The organism is Actinomyces respiraculi (assembly GCF_014595995.2).
In the GTDB taxonomy this organism is placed as follows: Bacteria; Actinomycetota; Actinomycetes; order Actinomycetales; family Actinomycetaceae; genus Actinomyces; species Actinomyces respiraculi.
Map to the genome: position 1 here is coordinate 1336083 of NZ_CP063989.1, position 25177 is coordinate 1361259.

17 protein-coding genes, 3 tRNA genes and 1 other RNA gene are annotated in these 25177 nt (G+C 71.7%); 11 read left to right on the top strand and 10 right to left on the bottom strand.

Going from position 1 to position 25177, the window contains the following annotated elements; translation table 11 throughout:
- Nucleotides 1-22: 22 nt before the first annotated feature.
- From ID810_RS05570 to ID810_RS05585, 4 genes are all read right to left on the bottom strand, one after another.
- Nucleotides 23-1285, bottom strand: a complete 1263-nt coding sequence (locus ID810_RS05570) for a beta-ketoacyl-[acyl-carrier-protein] synthase family protein (RefSeq protein ID WP_166858690.1) — start codon at nucleotides 1283-1285, stop codon at nucleotides 23-25.
- A 7-nt stretch (nucleotides 1286-1292) separates the two neighbouring features.
- Nucleotides 1293-1544 carry an acyl carrier protein gene (locus ID810_RS05575; RefSeq protein WP_166858688.1) on the bottom strand — a complete coding sequence of 84 codons (252 nt, stop codon included), beginning with the start codon at nucleotides 1542-1544 and terminating at the stop codon, nucleotides 1293-1295.
- Nucleotides 1545-1684: 140 nt separating this feature from the next.
- Nucleotides 1685-2650, bottom strand: coding sequence for an ACP S-malonyltransferase (locus tag ID810_RS05580; protein ID WP_166858686.1), 966 nt, complete (start codon nucleotides 2648-2650; stop codon nucleotides 1685-1687).
- Nucleotides 2651-2652: 2 nt separating this feature from the next.
- The gene (locus ID810_RS05585; RefSeq protein ID WP_166858684.1) at nucleotides 2653-3831 is read right to left on the bottom strand and encodes a PucR family transcriptional regulator; all 1179 of its coding nucleotides are present in this window, start codon (nucleotides 3829-3831) and stop codon (nucleotides 2653-2655) included.
- A 142-nt stretch (nucleotides 3832-3973) separates the two neighbouring features.
- Here ID810_RS05585 and aspA point away from each other — a divergent pair, with 142 nt between their 5' ends.
- Entirely contained in the window at nucleotides 3974-5443 is a 1470-nt protein-coding gene (gene aspA, locus ID810_RS05590) for an aspartate ammonia-lyase (RefSeq protein WP_166858719.1), read from the top strand.
- Between the two features lie 93 nt (nucleotides 5444-5536).
- Here aspA and aceE read toward each other — a convergent pair whose 3' ends face one another.
- Nucleotides 5537-8293 carry a pyruvate dehydrogenase (acetyl-transferring), homodimeric type gene (gene aceE, locus ID810_RS05595; RefSeq protein ID WP_166858682.1) on the bottom strand — a complete coding sequence of 919 codons (2757 nt, stop codon included), beginning with the start codon at nucleotides 8291-8293 and terminating at the stop codon, nucleotides 5537-5539.
- Nucleotides 8294-8646: 353 nt separating this feature from the next.
- On the opposite strand from aceE, the gene ID810_RS05600 reads away from it, so the two are divergent.
- Entirely contained in the window at nucleotides 8647-9051 is a 405-nt protein-coding gene (locus ID810_RS05600) for a DUF3052 domain-containing protein (RefSeq protein WP_166858680.1), read from the top strand.
- A 44-nt stretch (nucleotides 9052-9095) separates the two neighbouring features.
- Nucleotides 9096-9171, top strand: a tRNA-Val gene (locus tag ID810_RS05605).
- 1788 nt (nucleotides 9172-10959) lie between these two features.
- Here the strand turns inward: ID810_RS05605 and ID810_RS05610 are convergent.
- On the bottom strand, nucleotides 10960-12135 hold the full coding sequence (locus tag ID810_RS05610; protein ID WP_166858678.1) for an aminotransferase class I/II-fold pyridoxal phosphate-dependent enzyme: 1176 nt from the start codon (nucleotides 12133-12135) through the stop codon (nucleotides 10960-10962).
- Between the two features lie 115 nt (nucleotides 12136-12250).
- On the opposite strand from ID810_RS05610, the gene ID810_RS05615 reads away from it, so the two are divergent.
- The 4 genes from ID810_RS05615 to ID810_RS05630 all read left to right on the top strand — a co-directional run bounded on the left by ID810_RS05615 (nucleotide 12251) and on the right by ID810_RS05630 (nucleotide 14196).
- Nucleotides 12251-12341: transfer RNA gene (locus tag ID810_RS05615), tRNA-Ile, on the top strand.
- A gap of 76 nt (nucleotides 12342-12417) precedes the next feature.
- Nucleotides 12418-12502: transfer RNA gene (locus ID810_RS05620), tRNA-Leu, on the top strand.
- 59 nt (nucleotides 12503-12561) lie between these two features.
- On the top strand, nucleotides 12562-13416 hold the full coding sequence (locus tag ID810_RS05625; protein ID WP_166858676.1) for a Nif3-like dinuclear metal center hexameric protein: 855 nt from the start codon (nucleotides 12562-12564) through the stop codon (nucleotides 13414-13416).
- A 48-nt stretch (nucleotides 13417-13464) separates the two neighbouring features.
- Complete coding sequence (locus ID810_RS05630) at nucleotides 13465-14196, top strand: zinc ribbon domain-containing protein (protein ID WP_166858674.1); 732 nt, start codon at nucleotides 13465-13467, stop codon at nucleotides 14194-14196.
- A 36-nt stretch (nucleotides 14197-14232) separates the two neighbouring features.
- Here the strand turns inward: ID810_RS05630 and ID810_RS05635 are convergent, their stop codons facing one another.
- A complete protein-coding gene (locus tag ID810_RS05635; protein ID WP_166858672.1) occupies nucleotides 14233-15048 on the bottom strand; it encodes a YaaA family protein in 816 nt (271 codons plus the stop codon).
- A 48-nt stretch (nucleotides 15049-15096) separates the two neighbouring features.
- Between ID810_RS05635 and rnpB the strand changes: the two genes are divergently transcribed.
- Nucleotides 15097-15477, top strand: an RNA gene (gene rnpB / locus ID810_RS05640) — RNase P RNA component class A.
- 127 nt (nucleotides 15478-15604) lie between these two features.
- Here the strand turns inward: rnpB and ID810_RS05645 are convergent.
- The 3 genes from ID810_RS05645 to panB form a co-directional block, all read right to left on the bottom strand.
- Nucleotides 15605-16870, bottom strand: coding sequence for a hypothetical protein (locus ID810_RS05645; protein WP_166858670.1), 1266 nt, complete (start codon nucleotides 16868-16870; stop codon nucleotides 15605-15607).
- A gap of 145 nt (nucleotides 16871-17015) precedes the next feature.
- Nucleotides 17016-17915, bottom strand: coding sequence for a type I methionyl aminopeptidase (gene map, locus ID810_RS05650; RefSeq protein WP_166858668.1), 900 nt, complete (start codon nucleotides 17913-17915; stop codon nucleotides 17016-17018).
- Nucleotides 17916-17999: 84 nt separating this feature from the next.
- Nucleotides 18000-18788, bottom strand: coding sequence for a 3-methyl-2-oxobutanoate hydroxymethyltransferase (panB, locus tag ID810_RS05655; RefSeq protein WP_235931667.1), 789 nt, complete (start codon nucleotides 18786-18788; stop codon nucleotides 18000-18002).
- 248 nt (nucleotides 18789-19036) lie between these two features.
- Between panB and ID810_RS05660 the strand changes: the two genes are divergently transcribed.
- The 3 genes from ID810_RS05660 (at nucleotide 19037) to ID810_RS05670 (ending at nucleotide 25128) form a co-directional block, all read left to right on the top strand.
- Entirely contained in the window at nucleotides 19037-20368 is a 1332-nt protein-coding gene (locus tag ID810_RS05660) for a glutamine synthetase family protein (RefSeq protein ID WP_166858663.1), read from the top strand.
- A gap of 13 nt (nucleotides 20369-20381) precedes the next feature.
- Entirely contained in the window at nucleotides 20382-23873 is a 3492-nt protein-coding gene (locus ID810_RS05665; RefSeq protein ID WP_243856721.1) for a bifunctional [glutamine synthetase] adenylyltransferase/[glutamine synthetase]-adenylyl-L-tyrosine phosphorylase, read from the top strand.
- A gap of 598 nt (nucleotides 23874-24471) precedes the next feature.
- Nucleotides 24472-25128: a histidine phosphatase family protein gene (locus ID810_RS05670; RefSeq protein WP_166858661.1), complete on the top strand. Its 657-nt coding sequence runs from the start codon at nucleotides 24472-24474 to the stop codon at nucleotides 25126-25128.
- Nucleotides 25129-25177: the final 49 nt, after the last annotated feature.

Sequence of the window (25177 nt, forward strand, 5' to 3'; positions counted from 1 at the left end):
GCCTCCTCGCAGCCTCGCTGTCTCAGGCCGTGAAGGCCAGAGCCACGTCGTGCCCGCCAAAGCCGAAGGACGTACTCACCGCCACCCGCAGCCCGGGCGCCTCGCGCCCCTCGGGGCCCACGACGTCCAGACCCGTCGCTGAGACCTCCGCGTCAATCCCGCCCGGCAGCAGCGTCGGCGGCAGCCACCCCTCCACGAGCGCCATGACGGCGAGCACCGCCTCAAGACCGCCCGCGCCGCCCAGCAGGTGTCCGGTGGAGGACTTCGTGGCTGAGACCGCGGCCGCCGGGACCGTGCGGGCAAGGACCCGCGCTTCGACCACGTCACCGGCCGGCGTCGAGGTCGCGTGGGCGTTGACGTGCCCCACCTCGGCCGGGTCGATCCCACCGCGCTCCAGGGCCAGGCGCAGGGCCCGCTCCTGCTCGGCGCCGCTGGGCTCGGGCCGAGCGACGTCGTAAGCGTCCGCCGTCACCGCGGTGCCCGCCAGCACCGCCAGCACCGTGGCGCCGCGCGCCGCCGCGTGCTCGGCGGCCTCCAGGACGAGCACCCCCGCACCCTCACCCAGGACAAAGCCGTCGCGGTCCGGGGCGAAGGGCCGTGAGGCCGTCGTCGGATCCTCGTTCCGCGTGGACAGGGCCCTCATTGCTGCGAAGGCCGCCACCGTCATCGGGTGCAGGGCCGCGTCCGTGCCGCCGGCGACGACGACGTCGGCCCGGCCAAGGGCGATGAGGTCAGCCGCGTAGGCGATGGCCTCCGCCCCCGAGGCACAGGCCGAGACAGGTGCGTGGATACCGGCCCGGGCCCCCAGCTCAATGCCGACCGTGGCTGCGGGGGCGTTGGGCATGAGCGCGGGCACCGCCGTCGGCAGGACCCGCCTGGGGCCCCGTTCCCTCAGGGTGTCCCAGGCCGCCATGACGGAGAGCACCGGGCCCATGCCGGGGGAGAGCGACACCGCCAGACGCTCACCGGGCACCCGGGCGGCCAGGGCCTCCCCGCCGGCCTGGGCCCAGGCCTCACGGGCCGCCAACAGCGCACACTGGCTGGCACGGTCCACACGGCGCAGCTCACGCGGCGTGAGCAGCACCGACGGGTCGACGGCGAGCGGCGCGGCGATCCTCACGGGCAGGTCGAGCGCCTCGGCCCAGTCCTCGTCAAGGGCGCACACGGCCGTACGAGAGGTGTGCAGCGCCTGCCAGGTCCCGGCGACGTCACCCGCCAGCGGGTTCGTGGTCCCCAGGCCCGTGACAACCGCGGTGCGCGGCGCAAGCGAGGCGGCGTCGAGCACGCGGACCTCAGCCCTTCTGGGAGGTCACGAGCTCGACGAGGGAGCCCACCGTCGGCAGCGTCGGGATGAGGGAGTCGTCCAGCGCGACGCCGAAACGCTCCTCCACCTGGGTGGCGATCGTGAGCAGGCCCAGCGAGTCGATGTCGAGGTCGTCGGCGAAGCGGGAGGTCTCGCTCACCTCGCTCACGTCCACCCCGGCCTCCTCCGCGGTGATTTCAAGGACGGCGGCGAGGACGTCGGTACTGGTCTCATCGGCCATGGTGTCTCCTTCGGGTGGTACGGGTCCGCGCGGGCCCGGCAGCGGCTGGTCGCCGTGCCCGGGCCCGGCGTGTCGGGCGGTGAGCCCGGTCCGGGACGATTGTCCCTCATCGGTGGTGGTGCGCGTGACCAGCGACGGGCTCAGCTCAGGCGGGTGAGCCTGACGCCCGGCAGGCCGCGCCGGGCCAGGCCCGCCAGGACCTGAGCGGGAGCCAGCACCACGGCCTCGTCGGTGCCCAGGGCGACCAGGCGCTCCTGGACCAGGTCCCAGCGCACCGGTGCCGTCAGCTTGCCCGCCAGCGCCTCGAGAAGCACGCGCGAGGACGTGCCGACCGGGTGGAGCTCACCGGTCGCGTCATCGACCACGGGGCGCAGCAGTGGCCGGTCGGGCAGGCAGCGGACTGCCTGCTCCAACGCAGGGGCCGCCCCCGCCAGCAACGGGCAGTGGAAGGGGCCGGCGACGTCGAGGGGCACGAGCCGGGCCCCGGTGGGAGCACTCAGCCGGGCCAGGGCCTCGAAGGTCCCGGAGGCCACGACCTGCGTGGCGCCGTTGACATTGGCCACGGTCAGCCCCGCCGCGTGGATCTGTGCGAGCACGTCCTCGCGCTCGCCGCCGACGACAGCGCTCATCCCTCCCAGGCGGGTGCCGTCATCGGCCGTGCAGCACGAGGCCATCGCCCGGCCTCGCACCGCCGCCAGCCGCACCGCCTCAAGGGGACTGAGTGCGCCCGCGAGGGCCAGCGCGGTGACGGAGCCCAGTGAGTGGCCTGCGACGACGGTGCCCGGCTGCGGGCCGTCAAGGGCCGCCCGCTCGCCCTCGGCCGGGCCGAGCAAGCCGACGCGCAGGGCGCTGAGCAGCGAGATAAGGACCGTGAGCGGTTGGGCCACATGCGTACCGAGCGGCTCGCCGTCGGGATTCTCAACAGACTGTCTCACCAGCTTCGGCAGGTCCAGGCCGCAGACGGCGGACGCCTCGCGCACGAGGCGCCGGACGGCCTTGGGGACCGGGGACGAGCCGACGCTCTCCTGCTGCGGGGCACCGTCCTCAACGTCGGGCAGCAGCGCCGTGGGCCGTGAGCCCTGACCCGGGCACAGGATGGCGCGCACCCTCAGTCCTCCCGCTCAGCCGCAAGCCGGGCGACGATGACCGCCATATGGAGTATGAAGCCGTCGCGGGCATCGGTGGCGTCCCACCCGATGTGCTCGGTGACCCGACCCAGGCGGTAGCGCACCGTGTTGGCGTGCACGAACAGGGTCCTCGCCGTCGCCTCAAGGCTGCGGCCCAGGGCGAGGTAGGTCGCGACCGTCTCCTCGAAGGGCTCGCCCATCGCGTGCAGGGGAGCGGCAACGAGGGCAGAGATCTGCTCGATGGCGAGCTTGTCGCCGTTGAGCAGCCGCTCGGGCAGGAGGTCGTCGGCGTGAACCGGGTTGGGGGCCTGGGCCCAGCCCGCCCGGGCATGCAGTCCGGCCAGCGCCGAGCGCAGCGAGCGCCCCGCCTGAGCCACGCCCGCCACGACCGGACCGATGACGGCCGGGCCGTCCAGGCGCTCGGCCACCTGGCCGGCGACACGGTCGAGGGCCCGCTCGGGCGTCTCCCCGGGGGCCTGGGAGGAGAGCGATCCTCCGAGGATGATGATGACGGAGCCGCTCCGCACGGACACGAGGCAGTCAGCGGCCACCTGACGGCAGTGGCGGCGCAGGCGCGAGACCGCCAGCGCATCGAGCACCGCCTCGGCTGCGATGGCGACGACGGGCCCGGACCCGGACCACCCGGCGGAACCGGCACGGGTGGTGGCGTCCTCGGGGGAGTCGTGGAGCATGGCGTCCACCGCCACCGACTCCAGGCGCGCGTCCCAGGCGCCGCGGGCCTCGGCCACGCGCGCGTAGACCTCCGCGGCGGCGAAGCCGACGTCGCGCCCGAAGGTGAGCACGAGGATCGTCACCCGGTCGCGCATGTCCTCGGGCACGGCCTGTGGCGCCTCCTCGACGACGACGTCGAGCACGCTGCGCACGAGCGAGAGCGTCTGCTCCAGCGTGATCGTGCCCGTCAGGGCGGCGGGGGCGACAGAGAAGATGCGGGAGGGGGCGACGGCGGTCGTCGGGTTGTCCACCATGTCGACGAACATCGTCACGCCCAGGCGCGCGACCTTCTCGATCTGGCGGCGCGGGGCCTCCGGCAGGGTGCGGTACCAGGAGTGGGCGGAGCTGATGCGGTCGATGCAGTGCTCAATGATCGTGTCCTGGGCCCGGCGCAGCGCCGCCACCGCGGGCTGGCTCAACTCGTTCATACCGTCATCGTAAGCGGTGGCCTTGTAGGAATGCGACAACTGCTCGCGGATGGCCGGATCCGGCTAGGCTTGCCGTGCCGCCGCTGCACGAGCAGCGCCGAGTTGATCACACGCGCCACAGGCGCGGTCAGGAGGGACGATGATGTCTCAGGCCACTCGTACCGAGGAGGACCTGCTTGGTAAGCGGGACGTCCCGCTGGAGGCCTACTGGGGGATCCACACGCTACGCGCCTGCGAGAACTACCAGATCTCCGGCAACACGGTCGGTGAGGAGCCCGCCTTCGTGCGCGGCATGGTCCAGGTCAAGAAGGCCGCGGCACTGGCCAACCAGGAGCTCGGCACCCTCAGCGACGAGATCGCCGAGGCGATCGTGTGGGCCTGCGACCAGGTGCTTGAGGACGGGCGCTGCATGGACCAGTTCCCCGTCGACGTGTTCCAGGGCGGCGCCGGCACCAGCGTCAACATGAACACCAACGAGGTCATCGCCAACCTCGCCCTCGAGCACATGGGCTATGCCAAGGGCCGCTACGACGTCGTCAACCCCAACGACCACGTCAACAAGTCACAGTCCACCAACGACGCCTACCCCACCGGCTTCAGGCTGGGGCTCTACGCGCGCGTCGAGGAGATGGTCGCCGAGCTCGAGCGGCTCATTGACGCCTTCCACTCCAAGGGCCTGCAGTTCAAGAACGTGCTCAAGATGGGCCGCACCCAGCTCCAGGACGCCGTGCCCATGAGCCTGGGTCAGGAGTTCGAGGCCTTCAGCGTCCTGCTGGGGGAGGAGGTGCTGCGCCTGCGCAACAACTCGGCGTTGCTGCTGGAGGTCAACCTCGGGGCCACGGCGATCGGCACCGGGCTCAACACCCCTCCCTCCTACCAGCAGACGGCGGTACGTCACCTGCAGCAGATCACCGATCTGCCCGTGCAGGGCGCCGCCAACCTCATGGAGGCCACGAGCGACACGGGTGCCTACGTGTCCATGCACGCCGCGATCAAGCGCCTGGCCGTCAAGCTCTCCAAGATCTGCAACGACCTGCGCCTGCTGTCCTCTGGCCCGCGCGCGGGGCTCGGCGAGATCCGCCTGCCCGAGCGGGCGGCGGGCTCCTCGATCATGCCGGCCAAGGTCAACCCGGTCATCCCCGAGGTCGTCAACCAGGTGTGTTTCAAGGTCATGGGCAACGACGTCGCCCTCACCTTCGCCGCCGAGGCCGGCCAGCTCCAGCTCAACGTCATGGAGCCCGTCATCGGGCAGACGAGCCTGGAGTCCATCCGGCTGCTGACCAACGCCATGCGCACACTGCGCGAGCTGTGCGTCATCGGGATCGAGGCCAATGAGGAGGTCTGCCGCGACCACGTGCTGTCCTCCATCGGGATCGTCACCTACCTCAATGAGGTCATCGGCCACCACAACGGCGACCTCGTGGGGCGCGAGTGCGCCCGCAGCGGTCGTGACGTGCGCGAGGTGGTCCTCGAGATGGGGCTGTTGGACGAGCGGACGCTGGATGAGCTGCTGAGCCCGGAGAACCTGCTGCACCCCCACTACCGCGATGCCCGCTTCTACACGGGCTCCGACCCGTCGGTGCCCGCCACCGAGGACGGGGCTGAGGCGTAGCCGGGCCGACGCCGGTGAGGCTCAGGGGCGGATGACGCCGGGGCCCGGACCAGCAGCGAGCTGGTCCGGGCCCCGGCGTCGCCAGACTCGCCGTCAGGCATCGCCGCCGTCGGAGCCGGAGGTGCCGGCGTTGACGTTGGTCAGGTCGTAGCGAGAGATCGCCTGGGTCGGGGCGGAGGCGTCCACCTTGCCCTCCTTCGCCAGGGCCTGCAGCGCCTTGGTGACGACGGAGGCCGAGTCGATGAGGTAGTGACGGCGGGCCGCCTTGCGGGTGTCGGAGAAGCCGAAGCCGTCGGCACCCAGCACGTGGTAGGAGCCGGGCACCCACGGACGGATGAGGTCCTGCACGGCGTGGTCGTAGTCGCTCGTGGCGATGAAGGGACCCTGAGCGCCGGAGAGCTTCTGGGTCAGGTACGCCACCCGCTGGTCGTCGGGGTTGAGGAAGTTGTGCCGCTCGACCTCCAGGGCTTCGCGACGCAGCTCGCCCCAGGAGGTGACGGACCAGACGCTGGCGCGCACGCCCCAGTGCTCGGCCAGCATGTCGCGGGCCTCCAGGATCCACGGCACCGCGATGCCCGAGGCCAGGAGCTGGACCTCAGGGCCGTCGCCGGCGGGAGCATTGGCGATCTTGTGGATGCCCTTGATGATGCCCTCGACGTCGACGTCCTCGGGCTCAGCCGGCTGGTGGATGGGCTCGTTGTACACCGTGAGGTAGTACATGATGTTGCGGTTGCGGGTCTCATCCGGGCCGTACCAGCGCTGGAGACCGTCACGCACGATGTGGCGGATCTCGTAGGCGTAGGCCGGGTCGTAGGAGGCGAAGGCCTCGTTGGTCCAGGCGATGAGCGGCGAGTGCCCGTCCATGTGCTGGGTGCCCTCACCCTGGAGGGTCGTGCGGCCCGCGGTGGCGCCGATGAGGAAGCCGCGCGCGAGCTGGTCACCCGCCGCCCAGAACTGGTCCGCCGTGCGCTGGAAGCCGAACATCGAGTACAGGATGTAGACCGGGATCATCGGCTCGCCGTGGGTGGCGTAGCTGGTGCCCGCGACCTGGAAGACGGCGGCGGAGCCTGCCTCGTTGATGCCGGTGTGCATGAGCTGGCCGGAGGTGGACTCGCGGTAGGACAGCATCATGTCGGCGTCCACCGGCGTGTAGTTCTGGCCGAGCGTGTTGTAGATCTTCTTCGTCGGGAACAGGGACTCCAGACCGAAGGTGCGCGACTCGTCCGGAACGATCGGCACGATGCGCCGGCCGATGACCTTGTCCTTGACGAGCTCCTTGAGCAGCTGGACGAAGGCCATCGTCGAGGCGACCTCGCGCTTGCCCGAGCCGCCCTTGAGAACCTCGTAGGCCTTGTCGCCCGGCAGCTCGAGAAGCGTGCCGTTGTCACGGCGCTCGGGGACGAATCCGCCGAGCTCGCGGCGACGCTGAAGCATGTACATCAACGCCGGGTCGTCGTCGGCCGGACGGTAGTAGGGCGGCATCTTCGGGTCGGCCTCGAGCTGCTCGTCCGTGATCGGGATGTGGAGCCGGTCGCGCAGGCCCTTGAGGTCCTCCAGCGTCAGCTTCTTCATCTGGTGGGTGGCGTTGCGACCGGCGAAGTGGGAGCCGAGCAGGTAGCCCTTGATGGTGTGCGCGAGGATGACCGTCGGCTGGCCCTTGTGCTCAGTGGCGGCCTTGTAGGCGGCGTAGACCTTGCGGTAGTCGTTGCCGCCGCGCTGCAGGGCCCAGATCTCGTCGTCGGTCCAGTCCTTGACGAGCGCGGCGGTGCGCGGGTCGCGGTTGAAGAAGTGCTCGCGCACATAGGCGCCGTCGTTGGCCTTGAAGGCCTGGAAGTCGCCGTCGAGGGTTTCCATCATGAGGTGCTCGAGGGCGTGGTCCTTGTCGGCGGCGAAGAGCTGGTCCCAGCCGCGGCCCCACATGACCTTGATGACGTTCCAGCCGGCGCCCCGGAAGAAGGCCTCGAGCTCCTGGACGATCTTGCCGTTGCCGCGCACCGGGCCGTCGAGGCGCTGGAGGTTGCAGTTGATGACGAAGGTGAGGTTGTCGAGCTGCTGGTTGGCCGCGAGCTGGAGCATGCCGCGGGACTCGGGCTCGTCCATCTCGCCGTCGCCGAGGAAGGCCCAGGTGTGCTGCTGGGAGGTGTCCTTGATGCCTGCGCCCTGCAGGTACTTGTCGAACCAGGCGTGGTAGATCGCCTCGGCGGGGCCCAGGCCCATGGAGACGGTCGGGTACTCCCAGAAGTCCTCCATGCGGCGCGGGTGCGGGTAGGAGGGCATGCCGCGGCCCTCGGAGGCCGCCGGGTGCGAGTACTCCTGGCGGAAGCCGTCGAGGTCCGCCTCGCTCAGGCGGCCCTCAAGGAAGCCTCGGGCGTAGTTGCCGGGGGAGGCGTGGCCCTGGAAGAAGACGTGGTCGCCGCCGCCCGGGTGATCCTTGCCGCGGAAGAAGTGGTTCATGCCCACCTCGTACAGCGTCGCCGTCGAGGCGTAGGAGGAGATGTGACCGCCGACGCTGACGCCGGGGCGCTGGGCGCGTGTGACCATGACGGCGGCGTTCCAGCGCAGCCAGCGGCGGTAGGTGCGCTCGGTGTCCTCGTCGCCCGGGAAGTAGGGCTCGTCAACGACGTTGATGGTGTTGACGTAGGGCGTCGTCGTCTGCGTGGGCAGGTTGACGTTCTTCCTGCGCGCCTCGGCGAGCATCGACAGGAGGATGAAGCGGGCACGGGGGGCGCCCTTCTCCTCGATGAGCGCATCGAGGGAGTCGCGCCACTCCCTGGTCTCCTCGGGGTCGTTGTCGTTGACCTTGGTCAGGAGACCGTCGATGAGCGGCGTGGAGTCGCTGGTCGGGCTCACGTGTTCCCTCTTTCCTCGCGTCGGTGCTGAGCGGATCGGGTGGTGGTCGGTTGTCGGTCGTCCCTGGTGGCTCCAGGGGCGACCGGGCGCGGCCGCGATTGACTGTGCCTACTAATCTACGGCCTGGCGGAGGAAGAAAGACCTCATGGCAGGGCAGAAAGTCCCATGCGGCCTGTGAGGTCAGGCACGCGGGCAATCCTAGGTGATTCCCGGCAGGCCGGTGGTACGCGCACATGCTCTCGTCATCACTTGCACAGCGGTGCTCTTGTACCGTGAACTTAGGGCATGCGCCGCGACCGCGACGCGCGCCGCCACGCACCAGGGACCCACGGTCCAGAAAACGGAGAGACACAGTGACGACCAGAGCGGGCGGGGCCTTCGGCTTCGCCTCCGGCCTCATCATCCAGGAGTTCGGGTACGACGACGACGTCGACCAGGCCCTGCGTCAGGCCGCCGAGACCGAGACCGGCACTGGACTCGTGGACGAGGACTACGAGGACGTCGCAGACTCCGCCATCGTCTGGTGGCGTGACGACGACGGCGATGTCGACGACCTCACCGACCTCCTTGTCGACGCCCAGTCGAACCTCGACGGCGACGGCGTCATCTGGGTCCTGACCCCCAAGGCCCGCACCACCGGTGCCGTCCCCACCGGTGACGTGGAGGAGGCGGCCCGCACGGCGGGCATGCACGCCACCAGCGCCGCCGCCATGGGCGAGCGTTGGAGCGGCATCCGGGTCTCCAGCCGTAGGCGCTGAGGTACCGCCCTCGCGGGAGCCGGTCGGCCGGCCCCGCCCCCCCAGGACCTGTAGCTCAGCTGGTAGAGCAACGCGTTTACACCGCGTCGGTCGTCGGTTCGAGTCCGGCCGGGTCCACCACGATGTCCTTTGTCCTGATACGGGCCCCGTGCCTGCCGTGTGATGTCTCAGGACATTGGTGATAGTTCTGTGTCAGGGCATTGGTGACAGTTCGGGTGTTTGTGGGGTGACACTTCGGGTTGGTGTCGGGGATGGTCTTCTCCGGCCGGCCGGCCGCCCACCGGGGCCGTGGCAGTTGCCGGCCTTCAGGCCCTGGTGCTGCCGCCAGCTCGTCGTCCCACGGGTGTGGACGGGCCCGGGCCGCCGGTGGCACGCGCTGTTGGTGTCGACGCGGTGGGCATGGACCGGGGATGGCGTTGACGCCCTGGCCCGGAGGCGCGCGATCATGCCGTACTCCTCCGGGCGGGTCGGGCGTGTGGGCTGGTCATGTCCGCGCCGTGGGCTCTCCTGGTGCCGGGGCGCGGTCGCGAGCAGGCCATGAGCCCGCCCTGCGCGCCGTGGGCTCTCCTGGTGCCAGGGGCGCGGTCGCCTCGTGCCCTGCTCCTGTCGCCGTGCGGGTGTGGACGGGCTCGGGCCGCCGGTCGTGCGCGCTGCCCGTGACCACACTGCGAACACGGGCGTCAGCTCCCCGATGGCACCCACAGGTCATGGCCCGACGTCATGGTCTTCGGGGCAGGGGCCTGGACAGCGCACGCCAAGCCCGTCCATCTCGTTCCTCAGCCTTCCATCTCGTCCCTCGGCCTTCCATCTCGTTCGTTCACGCAACGAGATCAACGTGTGCGGAACGAGATCGACGTACGAGAAGCGAGATCAAGACCTGGACAACGAGATCGACGTGCCAGGAACGAGCCTCAGCCCTCCATCTCGTCCCTCTACCTTCCATCTCGTTCCTCAGCCCTCCATCTCGTTCGTTCACGCAACGAGATCAACGTGTGAGGAGCGAGGTCGACGTGCGAGGGACGAGAGCAGGACCTGGGCAACGAGGTCGACGCCGGTCCTCGTCGGGTCCTCCGGGCGCCGCGACCAGACGCGCCCATCCTGGCGCGTGCTCGTGGCCCCTCGGCGGGCGCGCGGCGCGCTGCCACCCTCCAGCTGCTCGGTGACAGTTCTGTGTCAGGACGTCGGTGACACCTGGGGTGTCTGCGTAGGTGACACGTCCGGGTGGCCTCGGGGGTGGTGTCCTCCGGCTTCCGGCCCACTGGGCCCGTGGCAGTCGCCGGCCTGGAGGCCCTGGTGCTGCCACCAGCTCGTCGTCCCACCGGGCTCGTACGGGCCCGGGCCGCCGCTCGCGCACCGCCGGTGTCCACACGGCGGACATCAACCGAGGCCGCCGTCGACACCCCAGCCCACAGGCGCGCGATCACGCCGTACTCCTCCCCGCGGGTCGAACACCCAGGCCGGTCATGTCCGCGCCGTAGACACCCGCGGGGCCGGGGCTCGGCCCCCTCGCGCCCGGACCCGGTCGTCTCGCAGGTGCGCACGGGCCCGGGCCGCCACTCGCGCACCGCCGGTGTCCACACGGCGGGCATGAACCGGGGATGCCGTTGACACCCCGGCCCACAGGCGCGCGATCACCCCGTTCTCCTCCCGGCGGGTCGAACACCCAGGCTGGTCATGTCCGCGCCGTGGACACTCCTGGATCCAGAGCCCCACCTCCTCGCGGCCACCGGCACCCCAGAAGCGTCGAGACTCCGCTCAGACGGCCAAGGCCCTGACCGAACACACACCCAGCCCGAACCCGTCACCACATACATGTCCACCCACACCCCCAACCCCAAGCGTCACCAATGCCCTGACACAGAACCGTCACCGATGACCTGAGACACCACAGCCCCGTGCCTGCCGCCCTCAGCGCAGCGAGGCCATAAATCCCGCCAGGCGATCCAGGCCCAGCGCGATCTCCTGTCGGCTTGCCGCATAGGACAGGCGCACGTGGGTGTCCGCCGTCGCCGCCCCGAAGTCGCGCCCCGGGGTCAGGGCCACATGCGCCTCCTCCAGCGCCCGCACGCAGAAGTCCCAGGAGCTCAGCCCGCTCGCCGAGACATCGAAGTACACGTAGAAGGCGCCGTCGGGCTCCACCGGGACCTTCAGTCCCAGACGACCCAGCCCCTCCAGCGCCAGCCGACGGCGCTCGACCAGCTCCACCCTGCGCTCCTCGCAGGCCGCCAGGGCCTCGGGCGTGAAGCAGGCCAGTGCCGCGCGCTGCGTGTGCGCCGCGGCGCACAGGAAGAAATTCACCGCGAGGTTCTCCGCCGCCTCCACCAGGGACTCGGGCACCACCAGCCAGCCCAGCCGCCAGCCCGTCATCGAGAAGAACTTCGAGAAGGAGGACACGACCAGCGCCTCGGGGTCGGTCTCCAGGACCGTGCGCGCGACGCGCCCGTCCTCATCCGGGTCGGCCAGCCCCAGGTAGATCTCGTCCACCACCCGCCAGGCGCCGCGCTCACGCGCCGAGGCGCAGATCTCCGCCAGCTCCCCGAAGGGGATGGACGTGCCCGTCGGGTTCGACGGCGTCGCCATCTGCACGGCCGTGGTCGCAGGTGTCCAGGCCGCCTCCATGAGCGGGCGGCTGAGCTGGTAGCGCGAGGCCGGGTTTGAGGGCGCGAGCACCACCCGGCCACCGAAGGCCTCAACCAGCTCCCGGTTGCACGGGTAGCACGGGTCCGCCATGACGACGTCGTCACCCTCCTCCACTGTCAGCGCCGTCGCCAGGACCAGGGCGGCCGAGCCGCCCGCCGTGACAATCACCCGCCTCGGGTCCAGGTCCACGTGGTGACGCTGCCCGTACCAGTGCGCGATCGCCTCCCGCAGGGCCGGTAGGCCCGGTGCGGGCGTGTACGGCAGCGCCCGGCCGTCCATCACCTCACGCATGGCCTCGTGCACGCCCGGGGGAGCACCGAAGGAGGGCTCACCCAGGCTCAGCTTCGCCACGTCCCCGCCCGACGCCTCCAGGGCCTGCGCCCGGGCGCCGATAGTCATCGCGTGGAAGGGTTGGGCGGTCACGGCACGCCGGGCGAGTTTCATGGCGTGCAGCGTAGGTCGGGCTCCCAGCCCCTGTCCGCAGGGGCCGTCTGGTGGACCCGGGTGCAGCACCCACGCGGTAGTCTGTGCTGCGCCGACGGCGACCGCCGCCGCACCCGCCCCCATAGCTCAGTGGTTAGAGCAGCGAGCTTATACCTCGTCCGTGCCTGATAAGCACATGGTCCTGGGTTCGAGTCCCAGTGGGGGTACGAGCCCCCGCTGACCCGGGGTCCCAGCCCCTGGTCTTCCGGGGGTGCCCAGCCCCTGGTCTTCTGGGGGTGCCCAGCCCCCGTGGCGAAATCGGTAGACGCAGCGGCCTTAAAAGCCGAGACCTTAGGGTGTACGGGTTCGAGCCCCGTCGGGGGTACCACTGGCGGTCAGGCGCGCCCAGGCGGCCCCCGGGCGCACCGGCCCCGATAGCCTGAGGCCATGAGCACCACCGCCCCCAGTGAGTCGGCACCCCTCACCGTCGCCGCCGTCGTCGAGATCCTCCGCCAGGCCGCACCGCCCGAGCTCGCCGAATCCTGGGACTCCAACCAGCTCATCTGCGGCGACCCCGCCGACGTCGTGCACACCGTCCTGCTCGCCGTCGACCCCCTGCCGGCCGTCATCGACGAGGCCATCAGCACCGGCGTCGAGATGGTCATCACGCACCACCCCCTCTTCCTGCGCGGCACCGACCACGTCAGCGCCACCACTGCCAAGGGACGCAGCGTCCACCGCCTCATCCGCGCCGGCATCGCGCTGGCCAACGCCCACACCACGTGGGACTGCGCGGCCGGCGGCAACGCCGACGCCCTGGCCGCAGCCGTCGGCCTGACCAGCACCACCGTCCTGTCCCCGTCCAGCGCCGACCCCTCCCTCGGCATCGGCCGCGTCGGGCACCTGCCACAGCCCATGACCCTGCGTGCCCTGGCCGAGCGCGTCGCCACAGCCCTGCCCGACTCGGCCCCCGGCCTGCTCGTCGGTGGCGACCCGGAGGCCGAGGTCAGCTTTGTCGCCGTCTCCGGCGGCTCCGGCGACTCCCTCCTCGACGCCGCCCGCCAGGCGAGGGCCGACGTCTTTCTCACCGCCGACCTGCGCCACCACCCGGCCACCGACCACCTGGCCGACGGGCGCCCCTACCTGCTGTGCGGCACCCACTGGGCCACCGAGTGGCTGGGCCTGGACGCCCTGGCCGCCCGGCTCGAGGCCGGGGCCGCACAGCGGGGACGTACACTCACCACGCGGGTCTCGACGGTCGTCACCGATCCCTGGACCCTGCGCCTGAGCACCGGCTCCTAGGACGTCGGCCCGCCCAGACCCTCCCCACCCGTCGACGAAGGACACCCCGTGACGAGCGCTTCCCTCAGCGACCAGCGACTGCTCATCGACCTCCAGCAGCTGGACTCCCAGCTCGCCAGGCTCGTCCACGAGCGCCATGACCTGCCGGTGCTCGCACGCATCGAGGCCACCGTGGGTGAGCTGAAGGCCAACAAGCGTGACGCCGTCGTCGCCGCAGCCTCCCTCGCTGAGGCCAAGCGTGAGGCCACTCATGCCGATGACGAGGTCGCCAAGGTCGTGCACCGGGCCGCCGCCCTGCGCGAGCTCCTGTCCTCCGGCGCCGCCGGCGCCCGTGACCTGACCGCCATCCAGGGCGAGATCGACCAGCTCGGACGCCGCCAGGGGGACCTCGAGGAGGCCCAGTTCGCCGCCATGGAGGCCCTCGAGCGCGCCCAGGCCGAGGTCGACCGGCTCGCCCAGTCCGAGCAGGAGGTGCGTGCCGCCGGGCGCGAGCTCACCGCCGAGCGCGACGCGGAGTTCGCCCGCATCGACGCCGAGCTCCGGGACACCCAGAGCCGCCGCGACGCCCTGGCCTCCGCCATCCCGGCCGACCTCCTGGCCGAGTACGACGACGTGCGCCGCGCCACCGGTGGCCTGGGGGCCGTCGCGCTCTACGGGCGCCGCGTGGAGGGCAACGTCGAGATCAGCCCCCAGGAGCACGCCCGCATCGCCGCCGCCCCCCAGGACCAGGTGATCCACGCCGAGGACAACGACGTCATCCTCGTGCGCATGGAGGACTGAGACCGGCCGGCACTGCCGCTCAGCGCGGAACCCGGCTCAGCGTGCGGCCCCGGCCAGCACGAGCACGAGGTCACGTCGGCCCGCCCGGTCCGCCAGCCCCAGCTCCGCACCGCGCACCGCCTCAAGGCCCCCGGCCACCCGCACGACCGCCTCGACGTCGTCATCCGGTGAGAGTGTGCCCGCAGCCAGCGCCCGCACGAGCGCGCCTGTGAGCAGGCCCCGCGTGTGCTTGACGTGATGGGAGACCGCCGAGCGGGAGCCGTCCGCGCGCTCGACTACGACCGAGACCCGCAGCAGCGTCGCCGTACGGGCGGGCGTCGGCTGCCAGGCGGGGGAGTAGGCCCCGGAACGGCAGTCGACGACGATCCCGTCCCCGGCAAGCCCTTCGAGCACCGGGGTGAGCCACGGTCGCCAGAAGGACGCCAGGCGGCCCGGTCCCTCCAAGGACGTGGCCATGGACAGCCGGTGGTCGGGCACCGAGTCGGTCGCGCGCAGCGCGCCCCACACCCCGGACATGATGACGACGTGCCCGCCCAGCACCCGGCGGGTGGCCGGGTCCGCCCCCAGCAGCGCCATACCCGCCGCGTCATAGAGCACACCGGTGAACAGCGCGTGGGCCGGGGCGCAGGCCGCCTGCTCAAGCACGAGGTTGAGCGCCACGTCACCGGCGCTGCGCGGCCCCAGCCCCAGCAGCGAGGAGGCGTCGCTACGGGCGCTGACGCGTGCGAGCGCGGACATCACCTCGCGCCTGGGGTCGCTGAGCGCCTCGGCGCCCAGCAGGGAGGCCAGGTCGAGGGTGGGACCTGAGACGGGCGAGGTCTTGCCCTCTGAGGGCGGCAGGAGGATGAGCACGGGGGCACTCTACGGGCCCACGCCGTCGGGTACAGTTCCTCACGCGGACGAGCCGACCGGGCGGCCGCGGTACCGGGGTTCGCTCCGGATCGAGGAACGTCCGGGCTCCACAGAGCAGGGCGGTGGCTAACGGCCACCCGGGGTGACCCGCGGGAACAGTGCCACAGAGAGTAGACAGCCGACGGGGCTACCCGCCGGTGATGGTGAAAGGGTGGGGTAAGAGCCCACCAGCGCCCCGGGTGACTGGGGCGGCTAGGCAAACCCCGCCCGGAGCAAGACCGCACAGCTGACGCTTGAGGGCTGCTCGTCCGAGTCAGCGGGTAGGTCGCGTGAGCCCACCGGTAACGGTGGGCCAAGATGGATGGTCGCCACCGTCGCACCGGTAACGGGCGGCGGCAACAGAACCCGGCGTACAGGTCGGCTCGTTCCGCCTCGCGTCAGTACAACTAGTACAACTCAGTACAACGGGCGGCGGCCCCCACCCTCAAGGTGTGGGGGCCGCCGCCCATGGCGTCAGTGCGCGCTCAGGCGTTCACTGTCACAACTAGTCACACTGTCACAGCTCGGCCATCCAGTACTCGTCCTTGTAGTTGTACGAGATGGCGAAGGCACCGGAGTTGGCGTACTCAGCCGGGATGATGAAGGTGACGTAACCGCTCACGGAGCCGCCGTCGTAGGGCGCCGACTGGGAGAGCAGCTCGTCGGAGGGGACGATGAACTCCTGGGTGAAGCTGTTGCCGTCATGCACGTACTTGATGTTCAGCGAGTACAGGTTGGCCTGTCCCTCGCCGTGGTAGGTGACCGTCACGGGCAGGCGCATATAGACCTTGCCCTCGCCCGGCTCGACGAAGCCGTGCTGCCAGCCGGCGCGCACCTGCTCGGTGCCGTCCCACACGACGTCGCCGAAGGCGAGGTCGACCGTGGCGTTCGGGTCGTTGGAGTACTCGGAGGCCTTGAGTGTCAGGGTCTGGGTGGCCAGGTCACCGGGGCACTTCTGCGAGGTTCCCTGCTGGCAGTTGCCAGAGTTACCGGAGCCGCCGGAGGAACCCGACGTCGCGGAGGGGCGGGCATCGTCGGTGGGCTTGGACGCGGGGTCCGAGCCTCCGTTCCCGGAAGGCTGCGGCGCGGGATCGTCCTGCTGGCTCGTCTGGGCCGCAGTGGGCTTGGGGTCGTCGTCCTTGCCACCGGTCAGTGCCAGGACGAGGCCGCCGACGAGGGCGAGGACGGCCACGACGATGATCGCCCAGAACCACCACTTCTTCGTCACCGGCGTCGAGCCGGGGCCCTGCTGCTGGTTGATGTCGAGCGGCTGCCAGGACCCGGTCTGAGGCTGAGCGCCGAAGCCCTGCGGGGCCGGACCCGGCTGGTAGGGCGTGGGGGACTGCGCGTAGTTCATGTTCGCGGCGTAGGGGCTCGACGTCGGCGCGGAGGCCGCCATTGGAGCAGAGCCGCCCGTCACCGGGGGCTGGAAGCTCGGCTGAACCGCCGCACCCATGGGCGCCGCCGTCGGCTGGAAGCTCGTCTGGTCGGGGCCGGAGGCGGCCATCGGGGCGGAGTAGTCGGCCGCCGAGGGAGCCGAGACCGGCCGACCGGTCGGGTCAGCCACCGGGGCGCTGCTCGTGGACACGGCCTGGGTCGGTGCCCACGCGGGGTCGCTGGCCGAGGGGACCGCCGGCGCCGAGGGCACAGAGGCGTCGTCGACCCACAGCTGCCAACCCTCCGGGGCGGGGCCCCAGGCGGGGTCGGGCTGCCACCCTGCCGGGGGCACAAAGCCCTCCGGAGGAGCGGGCCAGTTCGGCGGGGGGTTGAAGCGCAGGGACATAGGCATCCTCCGGGTGTGTGAAGGGACGAGGGACGACGCGTGGTCGTGCTGAGGGCAATCTACATCGGGGCCGGGCGCGGGCGGGAGTCCGACCGGGCCCGGCGGCAGGGGAGTGCTACCCGGCGGCGGTCTGCCGGTGCCTGCGTCAGGGCAGCGTGAGCACCTGCGCGCCGGTCTCGGTGACGACGAGCGTGTGCTCGAACTGGGCGGTGCGGGAGCGGTCCCGGGTCACCACGGTCCAGCCGTCATCCCACTGCTCCCAGTCCTGGGAGCCGAGAGTGAGCATCGGCTCAATGGTGAAGACCATGCCCACCTCCATCACCTCGGCGTGCAGGGGCGCGGCGTCGTAGTGCGGGATGATGAGGCCCGAGTGGAAGGCCTCACCGACGCCGTGGCCGGTGTAGTCGCGCACGACGCCGTAGTCGAAGCGCCTGGCGTAGCGCTCGATGACCCGGCCGATGACATTGACCTCGCGCCCCGGGCGCACCGCCTTGATCCCGCGGTTCATGGCCTCGCGGGTGCGCTCGATGAGCAGGAGGGTCTCGGGGTCCGTCTCGCCTACCGCGTAGGTGGCGTTCGTGTCCCCGTGGACGCCGTCGACATAGGCCGTGACATCAAGGTTGATGAGATCGCCCTCGTTGAGCACGGTCGAGTCCGGGATGCCGTGGCAGATGACCTCATTGACCGAGGTGCAGATCGACTTCGGGAAGCCCATGTAGCCCAGGCACGAGGGGTAGGCGCCGTGGTCGCACAGGTACTCGTGGGCAATGCGGTCGAGCTCGTCGGTCGTCACCCCCGGCGCGATGGCGGCGGCGGCCTCAGCCATGGCGCGTGCCGCGATCCTGCCGGCCACCCGGATGCGCTCGATGGTCTCGGCGTCCTTGACGTCCGGGGCGCTCACGCGCTCGGGGCCGTCGTGGAACATGTACTCGGGGCGGGCGATGGAACGGGGCACGTGCCGCTCAGGTGAGAGCTCGCCCTTGGTGAGGGTGCCTCGGGGGGCGCGGTCCGCCAGCGCGGCGGCGCTCAGGATCGGGTTCGTCATGGCGACAGCATAGGAGCGTGCCCGTGGACCTCAGCCACCCCGAGCCCGTCGCCTCAGGGGCCGGGCGGGTCTCGTCGTCGGGGCTCAGGAGTCGAACCAGTGCTCGGCCGTCGGGAAGGCGGCGGAGCGCACCGCCTCGCCGTAGTCCTGCGCGGCCTCGCGCAGCGCCTGACCCACCTCGCCGAAGCGGCGGGCGAAGCGCGGTGTCCAGTCCGTCATCCCCGCCATGTCGGACCACACGAGCACCTGGCCGTCACAGCGCGCCCCCGCACCGATGCCGATGGTCGGCACCGGGGAGGCCTCGGTCACACGCGCGGCCACCGGCTCCGGCACCATCTCCAGCACGACGGCGACGGCACCCGCCTCGGCCAGCAGGCGCACGTCCTCGATCATCGCCTCTGCGGCGGCCTCGCCCCGGCCCTGGACCCGGAAGCCGCCGAGCTTGTTGACCGATTGGGGGGTGAAGCCCACGTGGGCGACCACCGGGATCCCGGCCTGCGTCAGCATCCGCACCGCGTCCGCCCGTTGGCGCCCACCCTCGAGCTTGACGGCGTTCGCCCCGACTTTGACCAGGCGCACCGCCGAGGCCAGCGCCTGCCCGGGACCCGCCTCGTAGGAGCCGAAGGGCAGGTCCGCCACCACCAGCGCACGCCTGACCGCCCGTGCCACCGAGCGGGTCGCCACGACCATCTCGTCCAGCTCGACCGGCAGGGTCGAGTCATAGCCGAGCACCACGTTGCCCACCGAGTCGCCCACGAGCAGCACGTCCGTGCCGGCCTCGTCCAGGATCCGGGCCGTGAGCGCGTCGTAGGCGGTGAGCCACACCTGTTGGCGGCCCTCCTGGCGCCACTGGGCCAGGTGGTGCACCCGCACCCGCCGGGGCGGGGCCTGCGTGTCAGTGGCCGTCGGGGCGGGTGCGGACGACGCCGTCGGACCGCCGGGCACAGCAGAGCCGTAGGGCGCGCCGGCCTCAGCGGCAGCGGAGGAGGACTTCTGGGACTCGGGGGAGGAACCGGCCGGACACGTCATGACCCCACCTTATGCCGCGTACCACGACACCGACACGTGCACGCGCGGCATGATAGAAGCCGGTACCAGTGTCCCCGCCAGGAAGGCCCACCATGGACAAGCAGCAGGAGTACGTTCTTCGCGCCATTGAGGAGCGTGACATCCGCTTCGTGCGCCTGTGGTTCACCGACGTCCTCGGCCAGCTCAAGTCCGTGGCCATCGCCCCCGCCGAGGTCGAGAGCGCCTTCGAGGAGGGCATCGGCTTCGACGGCTCCGCCATCGAGGGACTGACCCGGGTCTACGAGTCCGACATGCTGCTCGCCCCCGACCCCTCCACCTTCCAGATGCTGCCCTGGCGCGAGGGGGAGAACGGCGTCGCCCGCATGTTCTGCGACGTGCTCACCCCCGACGGCGAGACCGTGCGCACGGACCCCCGCGCCGTCCTCGAGCGCCAGATCGCCCGTGTCGCCGAGGCCGGCTTCACCTGCTACGTCCACCCCGAGATCGAGTTCTACCTCGTCAACCGCGGCACCGACGGACGCATCACCCCCACCGACCACGCCGGCTACTTCGACCACGTCCCGGGTGGGACCGCCCACGACTTCCGCCGCCACGCCATTCTCATGCTCGAGCAGATGGGCATCAGCGTCGAGTTCTCCCACCATGAGGGCGGGCCCGGCCAGAACGAGATCGACCTGCGCTTCGCCGACGCCCTGTCCACCGCCGACAACATCATGACCTTCCGCGCCGTCGTCGAGGAGGTCGCCATGCAGTCCGGCTGCGTGGCCACCTTCATGCCCAAGCCCTTCGTCGGCCAGCCCGGCTCCGGCATGCACACGCACTTCTCCCTCTTCGAGGGCGACCGCAACGCCTTCTACGACCCCACCGCCCAGTACCAGCTCTCCGCCACCGGCCGCGCCTTCGTCGCCGGGCTGCTGCGCCACGCCAGCGAGATCACAGCCGTCACCAACCAGCACGTCAACTCCTACAAGCGCCTGTGGGGCGGTGACGAGGCCCCCAGCTACGTCTGCTGGGGCCACGCCAACCGCTCCGCCCTCGTGCGGGTGCCCAACCACAAGCCGGGCAAGGCCCAGTCCGCCCGCATCGAGTACCGCGGCATCGACTCCGCCGCCAACCCCTACCTCGCCTTCGCCGTCATCCTCGCCGCCGGCCTCAAGGGCATCGAGGAGGGCTACGAGCTGCCCCCGGAGGCAGAGGACGACGTCTGGCAGCTGTCCGAGTCCGAGCGCGCCGCGCTGGGGATCGGTGCCCTGCCGACCTCACTCAAGCGTGCTGTCGGCGCCATGGGCGAGTCCGACCTCGTGGCCGACACCCTCGGTGAGGACGCCTTCGAGTTCTTCATGCGCAACAAGCGCCGCGAGTACCGCGCCTACGACGCGCAGGTCACCGACTTCGAGCTCTCCCAGTTCTTCCCACGGATCTGACCCGGGAGGCACGGTGGAGGCCGCACACACGCACGCACCGGGGGCTCCGGCGGGCTCCCTGGGCGGCCCGCGCACGAGGAGCACGCGCTCACGGCTGCTCGCAGCGGGCTTCACGGACACCACCAGGGCCCAGACCTGCCTTGAGGAGCCGGGGCTTGGTCTCGACGGCGACACCGACGTCCTCATCGAGGCGCTGGGGCGCACCGCGGACCCGGACCTCGCGCTGCTGACCCTCCTGCGGCTGCTCGCGGCCTGCGACGGGCGCACCCGTGCCGAGCTGCACGGCCTCCTGCACGGGCTCGTGCACAGCGCGGCGGGGCCCGAGCAGAACACGGCCTCCGCCCCCTCCGGCACACACCTGCAGCGGCTTCTCGCCGTCCTGGGCTCCTCACGCGCCCTGGGCGACTTCCTCGTCTCCCATCCCGAACGCATCCGGTCACTGGGCCCCGCCTGCGCCCCGGAGGCCGACGACGACGCCTTCACCGCCGCTGTCCACGAGCGGGTCGCCACCGCCACCGCCCGGGCCCTTGAGAACGGGGACCGGCCCGTGGCCGAGGCGACGAGTGCGCTGCGCGCCGCCTACTACAGCGAGCTGCTCGGTGTCGCCGCGGACGATCTGACGAGCACGGACCCCTTGGCGCACGTGAGCACGGCCGCCACCCGCCTGAGCGCACTGGCCGACGCCGCCCTCGACGCCGGGCTCGCCGTCGCCCGCGCCGCCGTCGGGCCGGCCTGCGACGACGTTGCCCTGGCCGTCATCGCACTGGGTAAGACCGGGGCGCGCGAGCTCAACTACATCTCCGACGTCGACGTCGTCTACGTCGTCGGACCCGCCGACGCGGGCGACGCCCCGCCGGAGGCCCACCTGCTCGAGGTCGGCACAGCCCTCGCCCTTGAGCTCGCCCGCGTCGTCTCCGGCCCCAGCGACGAGCCGGCGCTGTGGCCGCTCGACACGGGCCTGCGGCCCGAGGGCAAGGACGGCGCCCTGGTGCGCACCCTGGACTCCCACGTGGCCTACTACGAGCGCTGGGCCTCCTCCTGGGAGTTCCAGGCCCTGCTCAAGGCCCGCGCCTGCGCCGGCGACCGGGCTCTCGGAGCCGCCTACGAGCAGGCCGTCGCCCCCTTCGTGTGGAGCGCCAGCCTGCGCGAGAACTTCGTCGACGACGCCCAGGCGATGCGCCGCAGGGTCGAGCGCGAGTCCTTGCGCCCCGGCACCCCCGACCGTCGCATCAAGCTGGGCCCCGGGGGCCTGCGGGACGTCGAGTTCACCGTCCAACTCCTCCAGCTCGTCCACGGGCGCGGGGATGAGGCCCTGCGCGTGCCCGGGACCCTCGACGCCCTCGACGCCCTGACCGCGGGCGGCTACGTCTCCAGGCAGGACTCGGCGGCACTGGCGGACGACTACCGGGTCCTGCGCCTGCTGGAGCACCGCAGCCAGCTCTTCCGCCTGTGCCGCACCCACGAGCTGCCCGCCCGCGACGAGGACCTGCGGCGCATCGGCAGGGCCCTGCCCCCGCCCGGCGAGGGCACCGTGGCGGGCAGTGACCTGGCCGTCCACCGGGCGCTGGAGCACAGCAGCCTCGCCGAGCCCGCCACCCTGCGGGCCATGTTCGAGGCCACCCGCAGACGGGTGCGCGACATCCACGAGCAGATCTACTACCGGCCCTTGCTGGGGGCGGCCGCGCGCCTGACGGCCGACGAGATGACCATGACGGCCCAGGCGGCGCGCGAGCGCCTGACCGCCGGCGGCTACCTCGACCCCGACGGCGCCCTGCACCACATCCAGGCCCTCACCGAGGGCGTCAGCCGCCGGGCCGCCATCCAGCGCCAGCTCCTGCCCGTCATCATCGGCTGGCTGGCCGACGGCCCCGACCCGGACTCGGGGCTGCTGTCCTTCAGGCGCCTGTCCGAGGCCATCGGGGGCTCGCACTGGTACCTGGCGACCCTGCGCGACTCGCCTTCGGCGGCGCGACGCCTGTGCCTCGTGCTCTCCGGAGCGCGCTGGACCACGGACCTGCTGGCTGAGCGCCCCGAGGCCATCGCCTGGCTTGACGACGACGCCGAGCTGGCTCCACGCGAGCCCGGCGCCCTGGAGGAGGAGGTCTCGCGGCTGCTGCACCGGCGCGTGCTGGACGCCGAGGACGAGCAGGAGCGTGAGCGGCAGGCTGACGATGCCGTTCACGCCGTCATGTCCCTGCGCTCGCGTGAGCTGCTGCGGGCGGCGCTGGCCGACTCCCTCTTCGGCCTGGACCCGCGCCGCACCGCGCGCATGCTCACCGACGCCACCGACGCCGCCATCGCGGGGGTCCTGCACATCGCCCTGGCCCTCGTGCTCTCCGAGCGTGAGGGCGGTGCGGGTGAGGGTCCCGACGACGACGGCCGGTGGCTCACGGCCCGGGCCCGGCACGCCGTCATCGCCATGGGGCGCCTCGGCGGCCGGGAGACCTCCTACTGCTCCGACGCCGACCTGCTCTTCGTGCACGAGGCCGTCGCGGGTGCCGATGAGCACGAGGCCGCCCAGGAGGCGGAGGCCGTTGCCCGCACGGTCCTCAGGCTGCTCGCCACCGCCCGTCCCCACCCGCTGGAGGCGGATGCGGGTCTGCGTCCCGAGGGCCGGCAGGGTCCGATGAGTCGTTCCCTGGCCTCCTACGCCACCTACTACGAGCGTTGGATGAGTGCCTGGGAGCGCCAGGCGCTGCTGCGTGCCCGCCCCTGCGCGGGTGACCGGGCGCTGGGCCAGGCCTTCCTCACGCTCGTCGCCCCGCTGCGCTGGTCGGAGGAGGGTGCGGACGAGTCCTGCTTGCGCGAGGTGCGTCGGCTCAAGGCCCGCATGGAGTCCGAGCGCATGCCTCGCGGTACGGACCCACACCGGCACCTCAAGCTCGGGCCGGGCGGCCTGTCCGACGTCGAGTGGGCCGTCCAAGTCCTCCAGCTCACCCACGCCGGGCGAGTGGCGGCCGTGCGCACCACCTCCACGCTTGAGGCGCTTGAGGCGGCGCGCACGGCCGGGTTGCTCAGCGCCGCCGAGGCCCGTGTCCTGAGCGAGGCCTGGCTGCTGGCCACGCGGGTGCGGGCCGCGAATGTCGTGGGTGCGGGCAGGACCGTGGCGGCCAGGGCGGATGTCCTGCCCTCAGACCCGCGCGACGTGCGCGTCGTCGGGCGCCTGCTCGGCCTGGAGCCCGGGCATGAGCGTGAGCTGGAGGACCTGTACCGGCGTGCCGCCCGCCACGCCCGTCCGGTGGCCGAGCGCCTCGTCTTCGGGGCTCGCCAGGCGCTTCCTGACGACCCCGCCTCACCGACCATGGCGACCTCCTCGCTCGTGGGTGGGGCGGACCCGTCGCGGACTCTGCCGACCACCGCCGCGCGTTCCAGGGCGCGTGAGGTCGGCCGGGGGAGTGCCGCGTCGTCGGCACCGGGCGGCACGACGTCGAACCCGGGCGGCAGGCGGCTGCCGCCCGGGCAGGGGCGCGTGCGCCGCCGCAACGGCCCTTACCCCTGGTCCTGACGCCCCCGGCCCTCGCCCAACTCCTCGGTCTGCTCTGGAGAGCACGGTGTTTGGCAACGGTTGGTGCCCGCCGTACGCACACCAGCGCGGTGCAGGCGGGTGTCGTGGGGCCCGGGGGTGGGGCTTGCACGCTCACGCTTTTCGACACTCGTCGGCAACGGCGCCATTGCTAGGGTTTGTCGACTGGTGCTCTCCAGTGCGTCGGCTCCCATGTGCATGGGGGTTGCCCGTGCACATGGGAGCTTGGGCCACCACCGCAAACCGCAGTGCAACCGTTAACACCTGTCACATGAGCGTGCGAGCCCCCCTGTCGGCAGCCTGCGGGGCACGCCCCGGGCCCCGTCGGCGGCCGGTCACCGACGGATGCCGGCACCAGGCTCAAACCGTCACGGGCGCGGCGGGGTGTGCTGGAGGAGACCACCACCACGACCAGCCAGAAACCCCACCCCCCACAAACCCCGGAACTGTCACCGATGCCCTGGGACAGAACTGCCAGCGACGCCCTAAGACACCACAACAGCACAACACCGCACTCACGAGCGCAAAACGAGGAGGTGGGGGATCAGGGACGGGTGCCGGGGCCTGGCAGGATGGGGGCGTGAAGCTCATCCTTGTGCGCCACGGCCGCACCATCGCCAATGTCATGGGGGCGCTGGACACCGCCTTCCCCGGCAACGACCTCGACGCCGTGGGCCGCGCCCAGGCCGAGGCCCTGCCCGAGCGCCTGACCACCGGGCTGCTGGGCACCGTGGGCTCCCTGTGGGTCTCGCCCATCGAGCGCGCACGGCAGACCATCGCCCCCATTGAGCGGGCCACGGGCCGTGAGGCACACGTTCGCTCCGGTCTGCGCGAGGTCCTGGCCGGTGACCTGGAGATGCACACGGACCGCGAGTCGGTCCTGTGCTACACCGACACCACACGCGCCTGGATGGTGGGACGGCTCCACGCCCGTCTGCCGGGCTCGCCGGAGAACGGGCAGGACACCTTCGAGCGTTTCGACGCCGTGGTGCGCGAGGCCGCCCAGGCAGCCGGGCAGGTGGCCGGGCAGGAGGAGCAGCGACCTGACGCCCTGCTGGTCGCGCACGGCACGATCCTGCGCCTGTGGGCGGCGCTGGCCGCGGCCCCCGGTGCCGGGGTGGACCCCGCCTGGATCGCGGACCACCCCATGGCCAACGCGGGTATCTCCGTCGTCGAGGGTGACCCCGGGCGGGGATGGGTGCTGCGCTCCTGGGCCGACGGCACCTGGAGCGCCTGAGCCCGCTTGTCGCCCGGGCCGTGCCGCACGCCGTCGGAACACGAACCGT